A 17,907-nucleotide genomic window follows, 5' to 3' on the forward strand; every position below is an offset into this window, starting at 1 on the left:
TCTGGTTAAAGAGGTCTCACGCCATGCATCAGAACTACCGCAACGAAGTAAAGAAGTACCGCAAAATCAACTATAAACAAATAAGGCAGACTAATAAGTCTGCCCTATTCTCATTATGATATATGTTATTGTTAGTCTTCTAAAGCTTTCACTCCAGGTAATACCTTACCCTCCATATATTCTAATAAAGCACCGCCACCTGTACTGACATAGCTGACATGCTCGGTCATGCCGAACTTAGACACCGCAGCAGCCGAATCACCACCACCAATAAGCGAAAAAGCACCGCGTTCAGTAGCTTTTACAACTGCATCTGCAACCGCCTTCGTACCCTTCGCAAACGTATCAAACTCAAAAACACCCATTGGCCCGTTCCACAGCAATGTATTGGAAGCACTTATAACCTCTGCAAAATGCTCAGAAGATTCTGACCCAATATCCAATCCCTCTCTATCTGCAGGAATTTGGTCGTTCGGACCGTTGTAGGTATCCGCGTCATTTGCAAACCTATCAGCGATCTGTGCATCGGTAGGAAGTACCAAATTCACTCCCTTTTCATCTGCTTTTTTCACTAATTCGTTGGCTAGATCTAATTTATCTAACTCGACTAAAGATTTTCCAATTTCTCCTCCTCGGGCTTTTACAAATGTATACGCCATACCTCCACCGATAACCAAGTTATCCACTTTATCTAAAAGTGCCTCGATCAACTGAATTTTATCTGAAACTTTTGCACCTCCCATAATGGCAGTAAATGGGCGTTCCGGATTATTCAATACTTTCTCTGCATTATTGATTTCTGCAGCCATCAAATAACCAGCATATTTGTCGTTAGGAAAAAATTGTGCGATAATCGCTGTCGACGCATGTGCACGATGTGCTGTACCAAAAGCATCGTTCACATACACGTCGCCCAATTTCGCCAGCTTTTCCGCAAATCCAACGTCTCCCTTTTCTTCTTCTTTATAAAAACGCAAGTTCTCCAAAAGAAGCACTTCTCCACCTTTTAGCGCTGCACTTTTTTGAACAGCTTCCTCTCCTATACAGTCGCTAGCAAACTGTACATCTACACCTATTACTTTAGATAGATGTCCAACAATATGCTTCAATGAATATTTGTCGGTAGGTCCTTCTTTTGGTCGACCCAAATGAGACATCAATATGACCGCGCCGCCATCAGCTAAAATTTTTTTGATGGTAGGAGCAGCCCCTTGTATACGGTTATCATCTGTTATATTAAAATTCTCATCCAAAGGCACATTAAAATCTACTCGAACTAATGCCTTTTTGCCAGAGAAATTTAAATCATCAATAGTCTTCATATATGTCTTTTTATTTATGTGTTATTGCCACGGCTTAAACCGTGGGCTAAATATAGAAAAAAGTAAGAATACTTGCACCTATTTATCTAATTTCAATTCTATACGGAATCCGGGCTTGTATACCAGAAGACCTTAATACTGTACGAAGCTGCTCGACATGCTGTCTGTACTCGCCTAGCTCCTCATCCAACATCCACATCTTTATCCGCTCCTTGGATGTGCTAAATAACGTTGCGAACGGATCTTTCTGTGTAGGATAATACATTACCCTGTAATCTTTCAATTTCGCCTTTGCTGCCGCAGCTCGTATAGCTCGATCAAGATTTCCGATACCGTCTATCAGTCCATTTTCCAATGCCTGGCTTCCTGTCCACACTCTACCCTGTCCAATACTATCCACAGCAGATACTTCCATATTTCGACCTGCAGCCACTTTGCCCGTAAATGTATCATAAATACGGTTAACTTCTGCCTGTATAATGACCTTCTCCTCTTCCGTCAAAGGGCGGTCAACAGAAGTCATCAGATCTGCAAATTTACCTGTTTTGACCTCATCCACACGTATCCCCAATTTATTATTAAGCAGTCCTTGAAGATTAGGAATCAAGCCAAATACACCTATAGAACCGGTAAGTGTTTCCTTTTCAGCAAAAATAGAATCAGCCATGGTAGAAATATAATATCCACCAGAAGCGGCATAGTCTCCCATCGATACCATAATAGGCTTTATCTTCTTCGTTAACTCTACCTCACGGGCAATAATGTCAGATGCCAGCGCAGAACCACCTGGTGAATTTACACGCAATACTACGGCTTTCACCCGATCGTCACGACGTAATTTCCGAAGTTCCCGAGAAAGTTTATCTCCACCTATATTATCTTCCATACCTTCGCCATCAACAATATCACCATAAGCATACAGCACAGCTACACGATCGCCTCTTGTTTCTGTTTTTCCTTCTTTGTTATAATCCAATAAGGAAACGGTAGGAACGTCCTTTTTCTCGTCGACCTCCAAGCGCTCTTTCAACTTAGAGAACACCTCGTCCTTATAACATTTACCGTCGATAAATTTATGATGAACGGCATCATCTGCATTCCTTACCAAAAAATTATTTGCAATATTTCTCAATGTATCGGTCGAAATCTGCCTTCCTTCTGATACATTCTCCAAGAATGCACTATACATACTCTCCAAATAGGCTGTCATTTGTTCCCTGTTAGCATTGCTCATTTCATTCAAGATAAAAGGTTCAACAGCCGATTTATAGGTACCGACTTTGACAACCTGCATCTCTATCCCCAATTTGTCCAATGCTTCTTTCATAAACATGACGGATGCAGAAAGACCCTTAAACTCCAAAGAGCCTTCGGGATTCATATAAATTTCATCGGCTACCGATGCTATATAATAAGCTTTTTGTGTATAGACATCGCTATATGCTACAATAAACTTACCGGATGATTTAAAGTCAACCAATGCATCCCGAATCTCCTTTAAACTCGCCATACCGGTATTAACATATGTAGGATTCAGGAATATACCTTTTATGCGATCATCTTCTTTTGCTGCGGCGATACGTGAAAGGATATCATTTAATCCCAGCGATTTCATCTCTCCGTAGCCCGGTAAATTCATACTTTCCCAAGGATTCGATGACGTACGCTCAAGAATATTATAATCCAACGAAACATACAGTACGGCACTTGACGGAACATAAACCTCCTCTTTCGCACCCATACTGCTCACTGTCGCCGTGATAAATCCAATCAGTATCAAAAATAAAACAACGAAAACGATGACCGTTCCTGTGATCGTTGCCAAAACATATTTAAAAAAAGACTTCATAATATCCTTTATTTTTTTTCGTCTCTAATTTAGAGGTTTCTTTTGAAGAATTCGAAATTTAAATAGATTAGCTTTATCTTTAAACTATGAACAAGGTGTTTTTGTTATTAGGCGCAAATTTGGGAAATCCTGCCACGCAATTGGCAAAGGCTCTCGAGAAAATTGAAAGCCAGGTGGGAGAGATAGAAGCTTGTTCATCGCTTTACGAATCGGAGGCCTGGGGGGTGACGGATCAGCCTAAGTTCCTTAATCAAGTAGCCTTAGTATTTACTTCTCTTTCGCCGTTGGATCTCCTAGACAAAGTACAAGCAATTGAAGACAATCTGGGACGTGTGCGCATATCGAAATGGGGTGCAAGAGTAATTGATATTGACATTTTATACTTTAACGAGGACTGTATTCAACACGAACGCTTAATTGTTCCACACCCGTATCTCCCCGATCGACGATTTGTATTGGTTCCGCTCTCTGAAATTGCCCCTTCTTTCAAACATCCTAAATTAGGTCTAACAACCGTTGATTTATTAGCACAATGTGAAGACAGTCTAAGTGTTCACCCTTACAACCCAAACGACAACGATGCAATACAAATTGATTAATCCATCGGTTATCCAAGAAAATCTGATGAACAACAAAGAGTTGATCTTACAATTTCTTGGTCTCTATCAAGAACAGATACCTATTGATTTACGGGCGTTAAAAGAAGCTGTCACGTCAGAGGTGCATATAGAGATAGCCAATAAAGCCCATCATATCAAGCCAACAATGGAATATATTGGAGCACAAACCTTGCGGGAGAAGCTGCAACAGTTGGAATATGCTGGGAAAAATGGCACCGAGATCTCCCATATCCATACGCTATTTTTGGATATAGAAAATGAGATATGGACGCTACTGCAGGAAATCGCCGATTATCGCTGTAAGCCATAGCCACGCCATAGCACATCACTCGTATTTATCCTGCTGTTTTTGTAATCTAAAATGCAATTGGGAGAAAATAAAATAGGAAATTAAAATGAGTGGCAAAGCAGAAAAACGGAGCGTAATCAAAAGAACGATACTGATAAACAGGAAAATATATCTGAACTTATTTTCCTTCCACGCCAACGAAGATAACTTCATACTGAATAAACGGATTTCAGACACCAGCAGGAAGCTAACCAACGCCACGATAACAAGTAATACCAAAGGTTGATATATCCAAGTTGGATGCGCGGCACCTATAAAAGGCAGGGACATAATAAAGAAAGCATTCATCGGTGTATTGAGTCCTATAAACTCAGACGTTTGTCGTTCATCCACATTAAACTTTGCCAATCTCAACGCCGAAAATGCGGTGACAATAAATCCTAAATATGGAAGATATACATTATCTGTAGACGCCTCTAATAATTTATATAACACTGCCCCCGGCAAAAAACCAAAACTAATCACATCGGCCAAAGAATCCAACTCCTTCCCAATATCTGATTTAACATGCAGTAGCCGAGCGATCATTCCATCAAAAAAATCAAATATTCCTGAGGCGAGGACACAATAGAACGCCAACAGAAACTCTCCTTTTAATACAAATAGAACACCGATGCAACCACTGAAAAGATTGAGACAAGTTAATGTATTGGGAATATGTTTCTTCATCACTATATATAAAAAATTTAAGCCACCCTTGAAAACAAAGGATGGCTTAAAAATAGAAAATATCAAAGGAATTCGCTATTTATTCATGCTAATTAAAAACTCTTCGTTTGATTTGGTTCCGCGCATTTGCGTTAACAGGAATTCCATAGCTTCGGTAGAATTCATGTCAGCTAGGTGATTACGTAGTACCCACATCCGTTGCAATATATCACGATCTACAAGTAGGTCGTCACGACGCGTACTGGAAGCTGTTAAATCGATAGCTGGGAAAATACGTTTGTTAGCCAATTTACGGTCAAGCTGAAGCTCCATATTACCCGTACCTTTAAATTCTTCGAAAATTACATCGTCCATTTTGGAACCCGTATCTGTCAAAGCGGTTGCCAATATAGTCAATGATCCACCTTTCTCGATATTACGTGCCGCTCCGAAGAAACGTTTTGGTCTGTGTAACGCATTAGCATCTACCCCACCCGATAGGATTTTCCCAGATGCTGGAGCAACCGTGTTATATGCCCGAGCCAAACGCGTAATGGAATCTAATAGAATAACCACGTCATGTCCACACTCTACCATTCGCTTTGCTTTCTCCAACACAATATTAGCAATCTTAACGTGACGATCTGCAGGCTCATCAAAAGTAGAAGAAATCACTTCAGCACGTACATTTCTCGCCATATCGGTCACCTCCTCCGGACGTTCGTCAATCAGCAAGATGATAAGGTAAACCTCTGGATGATTCTTTGCAATCGCATTAGCGACTTCTTTCAATAGATTTGTTTTACCAGTTTTAGGTTGCGCCACAATCAATCCACGTTGACCTTTACCGATAGGTGTAAACAAGTCCATAATACGTGTCGAATGGTTACCTGCTCCTAAGTCCAGATTTAGTTTCTCGTCTGGAAACAAAGGCGTCAAATAATCAAACGGTACCCGATCCCGAATCTCCGCTGGGTTTTGTCCATTGATCGATTCTACTCGAACCAAAGGAAAATATTTCTCCCCTTCTTTTGGCGGCCGGATAGAACCGCGTACGTTGTCGCCCGTTTTCAATCCAAATAGTTTAATCTGGGATTGGGAAACGTAAATATCATCTGGCGATGTTAAATAGTTATAATCCGATGAACGTAAGAAACCATAGCCATCCGGCATAATTTCCAATACACCTTCGTTAACAATAACATTATCGAAATCTGTTGGAAGAACCGGAGATGAAGTTTCTGTTTTAGGGGCAGAAGTTGTTTCTTTTTCGCTTGTTACATTGGTTTCAGATTGCGCTTCGGTTGACGAAGCGTCATCAGCCTTTGGCGAATCAGCAGACAACGTCCTTTTGGTTATTGCCACAGGCTCCGCTTTCACCGCCGTTCTAACCCGCTTTCTCGGCCTTTCCCCAGCCGAAGCTTCGGCTGTTTTGTCTTGATCTTCTTCGACAGACTGCTTCGCTATAACAGTAATTCGATCGATCAACTCCTGTTTACGCAATTTATCAGCATCAGTGATGCCTAATACTTTTGCAATCTCGCGTAACTCTGACACGAGTTTGGTGTTTAGTGCATTAATATCCATTAACTTTTTACTATGAGATATAGGATTTTACTATTTTGAATTCATCCAAATTACATTTCTAGCAAATGCTATATTATTATTTTTTTTTAGATATGCTAAAAATATGATAGAGGTACATAACTATTTTACTAATGTAATGTAAGCTATTTCCCCCTCTCTAGGATAAATCTGAGAATTGGCACAAAAATAACATAACATTTGTATATTCAAAGAAAATTTATAAAATATTTTTTTTGAGGCTGACCGTTCGCAACGAACTAGGATCTAAGATTCCTAGACAACCATTACTATAACGCTTATAATCCAAATTTGTTTTAACAGCTAGATGAAAAAGAGTTTTTTCAAAACCTTAAAGCATATTGTACAAAATACACTAAGCTTTAAAAAAAATTACAACACAAAAAAACCGCCTTAATAACCCATTAAAGGATCTTTTTTCAGAAAAAAGGCTTTTATTTTTTTATATCGGTTTATTTTTTAATATCTAAAATTCTTGTTTTTAAACAGAAACACGTATTTTCGGGCAAGTATTAGCAAAAAATTAAAAAGTAAATTAGCAACAAAAACATAACACAATAAAACCAAATCTATAATGATAATCATTGCGGACGGAGGATCGACAAAAACAAACTGGTGTTTGTTAGATGACTCAAACAAAAAGATATACTTCAACACAGAGGGTTATAACCCCTATTTTGTCGACAGTGAGTATATTGTTAATTCACTAAAAAAAGGACTACCCAGTGATTTGCCTTTCGAAAAGATTACCGAAGTAAATTATTACGGAGCGGGGGTACATAACGAGGAGAAAGCTAAAATTGTCGAAATGGCGATGCAAAAAGTATTTCCGAATGCCAAGGTAGAAGTTGGTCACGATCTGCTTGCCGCCGCACGCGCATTACTTGCGGATCAACCCGGTTTCGCGGCGATTTTGGGAACGGGCACCAACACATGTATCTATGACGGAGAGAAAATAACCCATAACATTGATTCTGCTGCATATATATTAGGAGACGAAGGGAGCGGAAGTTTTATAGGAAAGAAATTGCTAACAGACTTTATCCGTGGGCTCATGCCAGAAGCGGTTGAAAAATTGTTTTTTGAAACATATAAACTAACCCCTGATGAAATCATGGACAACGTTTATACAAAACCCCTAGCTAATCGGTTCTGTGCTAGTTTCAGCAAATTTGTATATGATAACAACGTCAATATCGAGTATACACGCGGTATAGTGGAAGAGGCTTTTGATACATTCTTTAAGAATCTAGTTAGCAAATACCCCGATTATCAGAAGCATACTTTCAATTGTATTGGTTCTGTGGCCTATAATTTCCGCAATGTTTTAGAAGAGACGGCTAAGCGCTATGGAATGGAAGTTGGTAAGATCATACGCTCGCCAATAGATGATTTGGTGGTATACCACATCAATAGAACAACGAAGAATTAATAATATTTTTTGTAGAGACGAGCAATTGCCCGTCTCTACGTCTTTATAATGCGATCGATTCACCAATTTTCGGCAAGTGCAAATGCAATCCGTTTGCTTCAAATTTCTGCTTAGCCTCTTCCATATCGATATGAATAGGCGGGAAAGTATTATAATGCACTCCAATAATATTTTTGCAATTTACAAATTGGGCAGCTTTAATAGCATCGTCAACGTCCATTGTATAATGCCCGCCAATAGGCAGAAACGCCCAATCTAGTTGTAAATCTTCCAATAACTTCATCTCCAACGTTAAAGCCGTATCCCCTGCAAAATAGATTTTCTTATCACCCACAAAAAACACATACCCTACTGGCACACCTGCATAATCTCCCTCGGGTGTACTGTTGGTATGCAGCGCATAAACCATTTTTACCTTTCCAAAAGGTAAAGAAAGCGTACCACCAAAATTATATTCTATAACTTTGTCGTCCGGCACCCCTTGTTTTCTCACCCACGCTGCAGTCTCCACAACGGCCACAACCGTGGCACCGCTATTCGATTGAATATTTTTCATGTCTGCCACATGGTCTTCATGGCAGTGCGTTAAAAAAATATAATCAGGTTTTAAAACGTTGACATCAATATCTTTTGCCAACGGATTATACGTAATAAAAGGATCTAACAATACTTTACTTCCGTTGAAATCAAACGCGGCACATGACTGTCCATAATAAGTAACTTCCATTTCTTTTTAGATATTCGTAATTCGTAATCAGAGCTTATTGCTAATCTCTAGTTTCCGGTCTCCAATCTCTATTTCCCAAATAAATTTCCCAAGCCGCCAAGACCGCCAAGTAAATCTTGTGACACGACTTGCATTTCCGCCTGGCTAACGTTTTCTGCTTGCTGCAAAGCTTTATTCAATGCGACGACCAGCAGCTCCTCCAATTCCTCTTTATCGTCGAGCTGCTTAAGAAACTCGTCATCAATGGTAACTTCTCTTATTTCTTTACTAGCCGAAGCTACGACTCTCACTTTACCACCTTCTGTTTCTCCAAAAACAGAAATACTATCTAAACGCTTTTTTACTTCTTCGGCCTTTTGCTGCGCCTGAAACAATTTGTCAAACATAATCTATCCCTCGTTTTATGATGCAATTTACGAAACCTATGACATAGGGACAAAAAAGAACAAACAAAAACTTAACTTTACAGCAACTTAATGAGCGCAACATACATGCAAAATCTTAACTTTTATAATACGTTACTTAAAAATATGCAACAAACTCAGCCGAATTTGGCTGAACATTTGGATGAAGAGATCAATATCCTCATACACAAACTTAAATTCATTCCCGAAGATCAACGCCCTTCGGTTCTTATACTGGAACAGAAAACAGGTTTTCAACCCCTATTTAATGAACAACTTGGGGATAGCATAGCTATTGCAGGAGGAAAACTGCTTACAGAGAAATACGATAATCCATCCTTATTATTCATTGTTCAAGAAAACGACAAACTCTATACAGATGTACCCGCTCTTCTTTTAGACGAAATATTAAGTAGAACGGACGCCGTACAATCAAATAATGTATATATTATTCAAAAAAGAAATTTTGGAATGGAGAGCAGCGATTTTCTACATGATTTAGAAATATGTGCAGAGATTGTACAACCAAAATATTTTATTTACGGACGAAAAGGAACGGATTGGGTTCAGTTCGATATAGCATAAAAAAGGCGATAGGCCCTTTTTTTATGCTATATCGATTTTTTCTAAAACATAAATTTTTTTCGCAAAATTGCATATAGTTTCTCTACTGTTTGTGGTTTATCTGCCCAGTTATTTTTCAATGCGTAATTTGTCTGTAAAAAAGTATCCGCTTCCGCAAAAGTAGCATATCGATTCAAAAGTTCGATTGCTTCACTATATGCTAGTGAGTAACCATTAAATAAATCTTTAATAAACAACAGTTTGTCGTTCAGACTGATGGAAGACTTCAGATCCACTATTTTATCTTTATCCCCTCCTGTCGGAGCCGAGGATGTCGAGCTCGATACTGCTGTTGCTGTGATTGCTCCTGTTTTACGTTGCTGTTGAAGAATTTCATTCAATGTCAATGGACGTGTCGGTTTCTCTTCCTCAGTATCCGGTATACTTTGGCTTTCTTCCAATACAATTTCCTTGGGTTTTTCTATAACTTCGTTAACAACAACCTCCGGTTTCGAGTCTTCAACGGGCTCTTGTTGAAACTTAATTTCTTCCTGCCTGAAGCTTTCGGGCTCCTCTGCTACTTGATGAGGTTGCTCTCCTTTTTCAATAGGTGTCGATTGTATTTGTGGTGCCAACGGCTCCTCTTCGTCTGCCGCAATATGCTGCGGATTTTCTTCCAATGGAGGTACCTCCGTCTGTGTTTGTTCGGCAACCCGAGGTTTCTCATCTATTGAACCAGATTCGCCACTACTTTGTCTCTGGTCGTTCTGAACTGCTTCTACAGCGTCCACTTCTGACTGTTGCTCTTCTATCGATGGGACTTCCTGAATCTCCCCCTCCCCTCCTGTCGTTGCCGTTAATTTTCGTAGTACCTCGATATGGCTCGTTAAAAATTTAGCCTTTGCTTCCAATAATAACAAGACTTCATCTGATTCTACTATATTTTTATCTGATAATATTGTATAATCATCGTTAATCTCCACCAACAGTTCCCCTACTTTTGAAAATATAGATTCCTTTGTATATGCCATTTTTACACCTCGTTTTTTGATATAGAACACTCAAATTTAAGATATAATTTCGATATTAGCACAGATTATAGGGAAGAATAATTTAAAGAATCCCATGCTATTTTCCGAACATAGTTTTATCCTAAAGAATAAACAAGCAGGCAGCATAGAAGTCATCTGTGGCTCTATGTTTTCCGGTAAAACGGAAGAGCTGATCCGACGGATGAAAAGAGCACAATTTGCTAAGCTGCCCATAGAGATATTTAAGCCGGCCATGGACATTCGTTACGCCGATCATGCCATTGTATCGCACGATAGTAACAGCATTCCGTCAATACCGATCGCACATTCCTCGGCCATTTTACTATTGAGCAATGAAACAAAGGTTGTTGGTATTGATGAGGCTCAATTTTTTGATGATGAACTTCCGCACGTTTGTGTGCAGCTGGCCAATAGAGGTATCCGCGTCATTGTAGCGGGATTAGACATGGATTATAAGGGACTTCCTTTCGGCCCTGTTCCGGCCCTCATGGCAATGGCTGAACATGTTACGAAGGTATACGCTGTCTGTGTGCAGTGTGGTGCACCCGCGACCTATTCCTACCGGATAACAACAAGTGAAGATCGTATACTTCTAGGGGAGAAAAACAACTATGAGCCACGTTGCCGTACATGCTATTTTGGATTACGGGACGAAAACCTATAAATTACTAGTAATCGCTTTGTCCAATGGGTTCGTACGAGAGCGATAGCGATGTGTTAACTTCCCATCTTTATTGATCAAAAACTTCTCAAAATTCCATTTAATATCTCCTGTAAAATCAGGATTTTCCTGTGTAGTCAAAAACTTAAACAAGGGATTGATATCCTTCCCTTTCACATTAATTTTTTCAGACAATAAAAAAGTGACCCCGTAATTTTTTTCACAGAAATCTTGGATTTCCGCATTACTATCAAGTTCCTGCCCGCCGAAGTTATCAGATGGGAAACCGATAATCACCAAATTGTGACCATACTGCTCATGCATAGCCTGTAAATCTTTATATTGCTTGGTGAAGCCACATTTTGAAGCCGTATTGACAATTAATATATTTTTGCCCCTAAATTCCGACATCTTCACTTCTCTGCCATCGATGGATGTGAAACTGAAATCATAAATCGACGCCGTCGGGGACATCATCGAAGCCCATAATATTATACTCGCTATTATTTTCATCTGTATCTAATTTATTCTCCCTTCTTCACTTAATGATCAGTTTTGTTTCTCTTTCAACAACAAAATGGAATAATTGTTCTATCGGATTACTTAAAATCGATCCTACACGAACACCCAATACCTCGCATACTTCACGTAACTGTAAATCAAAATGGTAGGCAATACCGCCTACAAAGTTAACTTTATACTCCCAAAAGTCTGGATATGTAATAACATGCGTACGGATAAATTCATCAAATCCATTTTTTAACAACGCGTCGATATAGGGATGCAATCTATTTTCGGCCATGAATTCTACAAAGGATGCCAGATAGGCATTGGGACGGTCTTTTTGATATACATTTTTTATGACGATATCTTTATTGACACGATATTTCTCTGCGAATTTTTTAGTTAGGTCTTTCGGCATCTTCTCGTAAAGGAAATCTACGATAAGCCGCTTCCCTAACCAAGCGCCCGATCCCTCATCGCCTAGCACATATCCCACTCCATGTACACTTGGATGCAATTCTTCACCATCGTAATAGCCTATATCTGACCCTGTACCTATCGTACAAACATACCCTTTATTGTGTCCGCAGGTAGCATAGGCACATCCTAACATATCACTTTCAACAGAAATAAATGCGGTTGGAAAAATTTCCGTCAGTGCATTGGAAACGATCTCCCGTCTATCGGGTGTGACACATCCGGCTCCAAAAAAATAAACTTCATGAATTTCGCTCGCATAGGGCAATATTTCAGGAACTTCCTGCATTACCCGGGCAATTTCTTTCTCATTTACAAAAAATGGATTCAATCCTTTTGTACGAAAAGATAAAGGTGCACTGTCTGGCAAATTAAGCATCCAATCAGAACTGGAAGAACCACTATCTGCAACTAAAATCATATATGCTGTTTAAATTTATATTGTGCATCCCAAAGATAACAATTTTTCGTGTATAAAATACTTTTGAAGCTTTGCTTCAATCTGTGTAGCTTTGCGATAAAATCAGCAGATCATGTCAAATCCTCGCATACATTTTACCATCTCGTTTACGGAACCTCAAACGCACTATGTAGAAATTGAAATGGATATTAGTGATTTCACCGGGACGACACTGGACTTTGGTATGCCTGTATGGACACCAGGCTCCTACCTGATCCGCGAATACGAACGTCATGTGGAACTTGTTGAAGCTTTTGCAACTGCAGACCGTATCCATTGCATGAAGATTTCTAAAAATACATGGCGTGTACAAAGTCCATCTAACCATATTAAAATACGATATCGGGTATATGGTTTCGAAATATCCGTGAGAACAAATATGATCAATGTAGACCGCGCATTTCTTAGCCCAGCGGCTACCTTCATGTATATAAAAAATCATATCGATCTTCCCTGCACTTTAGCGATTATACTTCCAGAGAAATGGCACCACATTTCAACAGGCTTACCAAAAACGGCTACCCATGAACACATCTTTTACGCGGAAAACTTTGATACGCTGTATGATTCTCCTATCGAAATTGGAAATCAAGATATATGGCATTTCGAAGCAGCAGGTGTGCCACATGAGTTTGCCATGGTGGGGGGTGGAAATTACGACAAACAACAATTGACATCTGATATAACAAAGATAGTAGAAGAAGAGACGGCAATATGGGGAGAAAATCCAAATACAAATTATGTTTTTATTACCCATAACTATCAAACGGGTGGTGGTGGATTAGAACACCTCAACTCTACGGTGTTGGGGGCTAGCCGAAATGCATATCAAGTGCCTAACGCTTATAAAAACTTCCTATGCCTCGTAGCTCACGAGTATTTTCATCTTTGGAATGTAAAACGGCTTCGTCCAAAAGAATTAGGACCGTTCAATTACGATGAAGAGAACTATACTACAGGCCTTTGGATAATGGAGGGATTCACCTCATACTACGACAATCTCATCATCCGACGATGCGGCTTCTTCTCCGTACAGGAATACCTTGATATGCTAGTTAATGATTTCAACCAAGTATATAATCGTCCGGGTTACCGTGTCCAATCTGCTGCTTTAGCCAGTTTTGATGCATGGATAAAACATTATAGACCCGATGAAAACTCCGCAAATACAAGTATATCCTACTATAACAAGGGCGCGATGCTAGCCGTTGCACTAGATCTTTATATTCTGGCAGAAACACAGGGTACAAAACGACTGGATGACGTGCTTCGAGCTGCTTATCACTCGTTTTATAAAAAGGAAAACAGAGGCTTCGAAGAGAAAGAGTTTCAAGCGTTGGCAGAGACGGTAACAGGTGTAGATCTCTCGGCGATTTTCAAAGCAGCACATAGTACGGAGGAACTTGACTATAATATGTATTTCAACCGTGTTGGATATGAATTGATTGATTTAAATCGTGACAGGCAAGAACTGTCTTTAGGAATCAAAATAGCAAACCAAGACGGACGAATAGTCATTAAAAATGTAGAGCGTGGTTCAGCTGCTTGGGATGCTGGGTTAAATGTTGACGATGAACTGATTGCCATCAATGGAAACAGGCTAGACATTGCTGGCAAAGAATTGGAGCTTATCCTGCAAAATGGTCAAATAGATGAAATTATTGACGTATTGATTTCCAGAGACGGATTAATACGTACCATACATACTCCACTTCGCCGTTCGACCAGACAGCAATGGAGTATTCGAGAAAAGCCAGATGCAACACCTACTGAAAAGAACATAGGCGAGATCTGGCTCTCGGTATCCTATTAAAATTTATATCGAATAGTCAGGCCAAAAGGATCTATCAACTTGATCGAACTCTCCTGCAAAAAGTCGAAATAAGGTTTAACGTCCAGCGAAACGGAAAGTGGTGTCGTCGGAATATTGTATTCTATTCCCACTATACCATCTATACTCAACGCTAGCTCCGATTTTGGATCGGTACGTCTCGTTGTGACGGAGCCATCCGGATTTGTTGTCTGAATGACCTCAGATTTGTAACGAAAACTCCCTACGCTACCGCCAAATCCATAGAACCAAGTAAAGTTTTCTGCCAAAGGTCTATGATATTGATAAAGTCCAACCAGTCGGAACCGTCTTGATTTAGAATTGCTCTGTATACTAAGGATTCCCTCCACAGCTCGATCATCTGCTAACGTATAGCGGTAACTAAAACCCGTGGCACTTCCAAAGCGTCCACCCACAGCATGTTGGCTATCCAATTGTGCCCATGATGTATCAAATGAAAATAAAATAATTCCTAATGTCAATAACAGCCAATTTGCTTTCTTCATGAATACTGTACTAAGTTTTACGTTCACCAAAAGTAATATTTTATTTAAACGTTCAAAAGTTAAATTCTGTTATCATTTGTCTGATATTTTTGGTATGATATTCGCACTTTTCTCGTAAAAACATTATCTTAGTATAGGAATACAAGATTGTAAACCTCATAATAGGAGCGATATATGAGTCAGCTAAATAGATTGTTTGATATTCTAGACGGATGTGTATCCGTGAACGCCAACACCTGTATGGTTGCAGGGAAAAAGGATGGAGAATGGCAACTTTACTCCAGCGAGCGCTTTATAGCGCTTACCAACAATCTCAGCAAAGCTCTTCTTTCCAAGGGGTTGAAAAAAGGAGATAAAGTCGCCCTAATGTCGGGAAACCGTCCTGAATGGAATATTGTAGACTTCGCCTGTAACCAGCTTGGAATTGCTATTGTTCCGTTGTATCCCACACTATCGGCGCAAGATCTTTCTTTTATCCTCAATAATGCAGAAGTGAAATTGCTTTTTGCAAGTAATGCGGAGCTCGCTCTAAAAGCGGGACAGGCTATACAAGAACAGCAATTGTCCATAGAGATATATACTTTCGATGACGTACTGGGCAAACCATGCTACCAAGACCTCATCGATCTAGGTGCATCAAAAGATACCGATCTGCAACCTTATAAGGATGCTGTGCAAAGTGATGATTTGCTCACACTCATCTATACTTCCGGCACAACTGGAAAACCGAAAGGTGTACTCTTGACGCATAAAAACATTCTCAGCAACGTGGAAGCCTGCCAATATCTTGTTCCGAAAGATACGACCAAAGCACTAAGTTTTTTGCCCTTATGCCACATTTTTGAGCGGATGGTGGTATATCTTTATCTTTCCAAAGGCATCCAAGTTTATTATGCGGAAAACTTGGATAATATTGTAGCCGATATCAACGATGTAAAACCGCAGATTTTTACGACTGTGCCTCGCGTTCTAGAAAAAGTATACGACAAGATAATTGAAAAGGGAAAGGCATTAACGGGTATTAAAAAAGCCTTATTTTTCTGGGCTGTAGAACTTGGACACCAGTTTCAAGAACCGCCAAAAAACGGCTTTTTCTATCGGTTTAAACTGAGTATTGCACGCAAACTTATTTTTGCTAAATGGAAAGAGGCACTCGGCGGGAACATCAAATTGATTATATCGGGCGGTGCCGCTCTTCAAGAACGATTGGGTCGCATTTTTTGGGCAGCAGACATCAAAGTATTGGAAGGCTATGGTCTAACGGAAACATCCCCTGTTATAGCGGTCAACTCACATGCGGGAACCGACGTTAAATTTGGCACCGTCGGACGGGTATTGAAGAATCTAGATGTGAAAATTGCAGACGACGGAGAGATCCTTGTTAAAGGTCCAAGCATAAGTCCGGGCTATTATAAAAATGAAGAGGCCACTCGTGAAGTAATTGACGAAAAAGGTTATTTGCATACTGGCGATATTGGCGAGATTACCTCAGATGGATTCCTTAAAATTACTGATCGGAAAAAAGAAATGTTTAAGACCGCTGGCGGTAAGTATGTGGCACCGCAAGCAGTGGAAAACAAACTGATGGAATCTACACTGATTGCGCAAGTGATGGTTATTGGCGAAAATCAGCGTTTTCCTGCAGCACTAATTGTACCTGCTTTCGAAGAATTGGAAAAATGGTGCAAACATAAAGGTATATCTTTTGTTTCGAAGGAAGAGATCGTTAAGGATGCACAGGTCATCGAAAAATACCAGCGGGAGATTGATCGCTTAAATACTGGCTTTGGGCAGTGGGAAAAAGTAAAAAAATTTGAGCTTCTTCCCAAAGAATGGACGATCGACAACGGTGAACTGACTCCCAAGCTGAGTCTGAAAAGAAAAATCATTCTAAAAAATACGGAAGATATAATCAACCGGTTATACGAACATTAAAAACAAAATTATACGCATGGAGAAAGAAACGCTTTGGCAAAAACTAAAAGGGTTTGGACTGCTTCTATTCGACGCAGTCAATGGTTTCCTCAACGATAAATGTTTTAAAAAAAGTGCTTCGTTAGCTTATTATACGGTGTTTTCTATCGGCCCTTTGATATTAATTTTAATTTGGGCTTTGGGTTTCTTTTATGGTAGCCAGATGGAAGGTCCAAACGGTGCTCGAGATGAAATTATGACCGAACTCAATCAGCTTTTCGGCCCTGATATCGCCAACATGCTCGACTCAGCCATTCAAAAAATATCTTTGGAGAGTAAAAACAGTATCGGTCTCTATATCGGTATCGGTACGCTTATTTTTTCGTCTACCACAATCTTTGTCGATATCCAAAACTCCATCAATGAAATCTGGCAAATCAAAGTAAAACCAAAAAAAGGGTGGCTTAAAATCATTATGGATCGCCTTCTTTCTTTCTCTATGATTTTAGGTTTGGGATTTCTTCTCATGGCATCTCTTATCCTTAGTAGCGTAATTGGACTTTTAATGGGGAAAGTGGGTGATTTTTTAGGTGAATATATCCCCAACATCAATTTGCAAATGATTAACCTAATTAACACAGGGGTATCGTTTTTTATTATCGCAACCTTATTTGCTTGTGTTTTTGCTTTTCTTCCTGATGCTAGAACGCGCTTCCGTGATGTACTATGGGGTGCAATCTTCACCGCCCTACTTTTTTTATTAGGGAAATCTCTTATTTCATGGTATTTGTCGTCCAATGTTACCGCAAGCTCGTTTGGGGCAGCTGGTTCAATTATAATTTTGCTCAGTTTTGTATATTACTCCGCGGCCATTTTATATTTCGGTGCTGAGTTTACCAAACATTACGCAATTAAATACGGACGGGGTGTGCGACCTAATTCATATGCGGTTCGGGTAGAAGTAAAAGAAGTGGAGTAAGCG

The 17,907-nt window shown here is 39.7% G+C and carries 18 protein-coding genes; 8 read left to right on the forward strand and 10 right to left on the reverse strand.

Annotated elements, in window-relative coordinates; all coding sequences use genetic code 11:
* Positions 1 to 131: 131 nt before the first annotated feature.
* Both H8B21_RS15930 and sppA read right to left on the reverse strand, forming a co-directional pair.
* The gene (locus H8B21_RS15930; protein WP_190314717.1) at positions 132 to 1,322 is read right to left on the reverse strand and encodes a phosphoglycerate kinase; all 1,191 of its coding nucleotides are present in this window, start codon (positions 1,320 to 1,322) and stop codon (positions 132 to 134) included.
* A gap of 82 nt (positions 1,323 to 1,404) precedes the next feature.
* A complete protein-coding gene (gene sppA, locus H8B21_RS15935; RefSeq protein ID WP_190314718.1) occupies positions 1,405 to 3,171 on the reverse strand; it encodes a signal peptide peptidase SppA in 1,767 nt (588 codons plus the stop codon).
* A gap of 86 nt (positions 3,172 to 3,257) precedes the next feature.
* Here sppA and folK point away from each other — a divergent pair, with 86 nt between their 5' ends.
* A complete protein-coding gene (gene folK / locus H8B21_RS15940) occupies positions 3,258 to 3,770 on the forward strand; it encodes a 2-amino-4-hydroxy-6-hydroxymethyldihydropteridine diphosphokinase (RefSeq protein WP_190314719.1) in 513 nt (170 codons plus the stop codon).
* The gene (locus H8B21_RS15945; RefSeq protein WP_190314720.1) at positions 3,751 to 4,101 is read left to right on the forward strand and encodes a hypothetical protein; all 351 of its coding nucleotides are present in this window, start codon (positions 3,751 to 3,753) and stop codon (positions 4,099 to 4,101) included. Before folK ends, H8B21_RS15945 begins: the two co-directional genes overlap by 20 nt.
* Before the next feature lie 15 nt (positions 4,102 to 4,116).
* Here the strand turns inward: H8B21_RS15945 and pssA are convergent, their stop codons facing one another.
* Both pssA and rho read right to left on the reverse strand, forming a co-directional pair.
* Positions 4,117 to 4,809 (reverse strand): CDP-diacylglycerol--serine O-phosphatidyltransferase, encoded by a 693-nt coding sequence (pssA, locus tag H8B21_RS15950; protein ID WP_190314721.1) that lies wholly within the window; start codon positions 4,807 to 4,809, stop codon positions 4,117 to 4,119.
* Positions 4,810 to 4,884: 75 nt separating this feature from the next.
* The gene (gene rho, locus H8B21_RS15955) at positions 4,885 to 6,375 is read right to left on the reverse strand and encodes a transcription termination factor Rho (protein ID WP_190314722.1); all 1,491 of its coding nucleotides are present in this window, start codon (positions 6,373 to 6,375) and stop codon (positions 4,885 to 4,887) included.
* Positions 6,376 to 6,967: 592 nt separating this feature from the next.
* Here rho and H8B21_RS15960 point away from each other — a divergent pair.
* Positions 6,968 to 7,825: an N-acetylglucosamine kinase gene (locus H8B21_RS15960; RefSeq protein WP_190314723.1), complete on the forward strand. Its 858-nt coding sequence runs from the start codon at positions 6,968 to 6,970 to the stop codon at positions 7,823 to 7,825.
* 43 nt (positions 7,826 to 7,868) lie between these two features.
* Here the strand turns inward: H8B21_RS15960 and H8B21_RS15965 are convergent, their stop codons facing one another.
* Positions 7,869 to 8,552, reverse strand: coding sequence for a metal-dependent hydrolase (locus H8B21_RS15965; protein WP_190314724.1), 684 nt, complete (start codon positions 8,550 to 8,552; stop codon positions 7,869 to 7,871).
* Between the two features lie 68 nt (positions 8,553 to 8,620).
* Positions 8,621 to 8,938, reverse strand: coding sequence for a YbaB/EbfC family nucleoid-associated protein (locus tag H8B21_RS15970; protein WP_190314725.1), 318 nt, complete (start codon positions 8,936 to 8,938; stop codon positions 8,621 to 8,623).
* A gap of 144 nt (positions 8,939 to 9,082) precedes the next feature.
* On the opposite strand from H8B21_RS15970, the gene H8B21_RS15975 reads away from it, so the two are divergent.
* Positions 9,083 to 9,541 carry an ABC transporter substrate-binding protein gene (locus H8B21_RS15975; protein ID WP_190314726.1) on the forward strand — a complete coding sequence of 153 codons (459 nt, stop codon included), beginning with the start codon at positions 9,083 to 9,085 and terminating at the stop codon, positions 9,539 to 9,541.
* A 41-nt stretch (positions 9,542 to 9,582) separates the two neighbouring features.
* Here the strand turns inward: H8B21_RS15975 and H8B21_RS15980 are convergent, their stop codons facing one another.
* Complete coding sequence (locus tag H8B21_RS15980) at positions 9,583 to 10,551, reverse strand: hypothetical protein (RefSeq protein WP_190314727.1); 969 nt, start codon at positions 10,549 to 10,551, stop codon at positions 9,583 to 9,585.
* 94 nt (positions 10,552 to 10,645) lie between these two features.
* On the opposite strand from H8B21_RS15980, the gene H8B21_RS15985 reads away from it, so the two are divergent.
* Positions 10,646 to 11,236: a thymidine kinase gene (locus H8B21_RS15985; protein ID WP_190314728.1), complete on the forward strand. Its 591-nt coding sequence runs from the start codon at positions 10,646 to 10,648 to the stop codon at positions 11,234 to 11,236.
* On the opposite strand, the gene H8B21_RS15990 is transcribed toward H8B21_RS15985, so the two are convergent.
* Together H8B21_RS15990 and H8B21_RS15995 are read right to left on the reverse strand one after the other, a co-directional pair.
* Positions 11,231 to 11,746 (reverse strand): glutathione peroxidase, encoded by a 516-nt coding sequence (locus tag H8B21_RS15990; protein ID WP_190314729.1) that lies wholly within the window; start codon positions 11,744 to 11,746, stop codon positions 11,231 to 11,233. The genes H8B21_RS15985 and H8B21_RS15990 overlap by 6 nt on opposite strands.
* A gap of 25 nt (positions 11,747 to 11,771) precedes the next feature.
* The gene (locus tag H8B21_RS15995; protein ID WP_190314730.1) at positions 11,772 to 12,635 is read right to left on the reverse strand and encodes an N-acetylglucosamine kinase; all 864 of its coding nucleotides are present in this window, start codon (positions 12,633 to 12,635) and stop codon (positions 11,772 to 11,774) included.
* A 112-nt stretch (positions 12,636 to 12,747) separates the two neighbouring features.
* Here H8B21_RS15995 and H8B21_RS16000 point away from each other — a divergent pair, with 112 nt between their 5' ends.
* Entirely contained in the window at positions 12,748 to 14,487 is a 1,740-nt protein-coding gene (locus tag H8B21_RS16000; RefSeq protein ID WP_190314731.1) for a M61 family metallopeptidase, read from the forward strand.
* Here the strand turns inward: H8B21_RS16000 and H8B21_RS16005 are convergent.
* Positions 14,484 to 15,011: a hypothetical protein gene (locus H8B21_RS16005; protein WP_190314732.1), complete on the reverse strand. Its 528-nt coding sequence runs from the start codon at positions 15,009 to 15,011 to the stop codon at positions 14,484 to 14,486. The two genes, H8B21_RS16000 and H8B21_RS16005, sit on opposite strands and share 4 nt — an antisense overlap.
* A 174-nt stretch (positions 15,012 to 15,185) precedes the next feature.
* Here H8B21_RS16005 and H8B21_RS16010 point away from each other — a divergent pair, with 174 nt between their 5' ends.
* Entirely contained in the window at positions 15,186 to 16,946 is a 1,761-nt protein-coding gene (locus tag H8B21_RS16010; protein WP_190314733.1) for an AMP-dependent synthetase/ligase, read from the forward strand.
* Positions 16,947 to 16,962: 16 nt separating this feature from the next.
* Positions 16,963 to 17,904: a YihY/virulence factor BrkB family protein gene (locus H8B21_RS16015; RefSeq protein WP_190314734.1), complete on the forward strand. Its 942-nt coding sequence runs from the start codon at positions 16,963 to 16,965 to the stop codon at positions 17,902 to 17,904.
* The last annotated feature ends 3 nt before the right edge of the window (positions 17,905 to 17,907 follow it).

Origin of the sequence: Sphingobacterium chuzhouense (assembly GCF_014692525.1) — a bacterium.
In the GTDB taxonomy this organism is placed as follows: domain Bacteria; phylum Bacteroidota; class Bacteroidia; order Sphingobacteriales; family Sphingobacteriaceae; genus Sphingobacterium; species Sphingobacterium chuzhouense.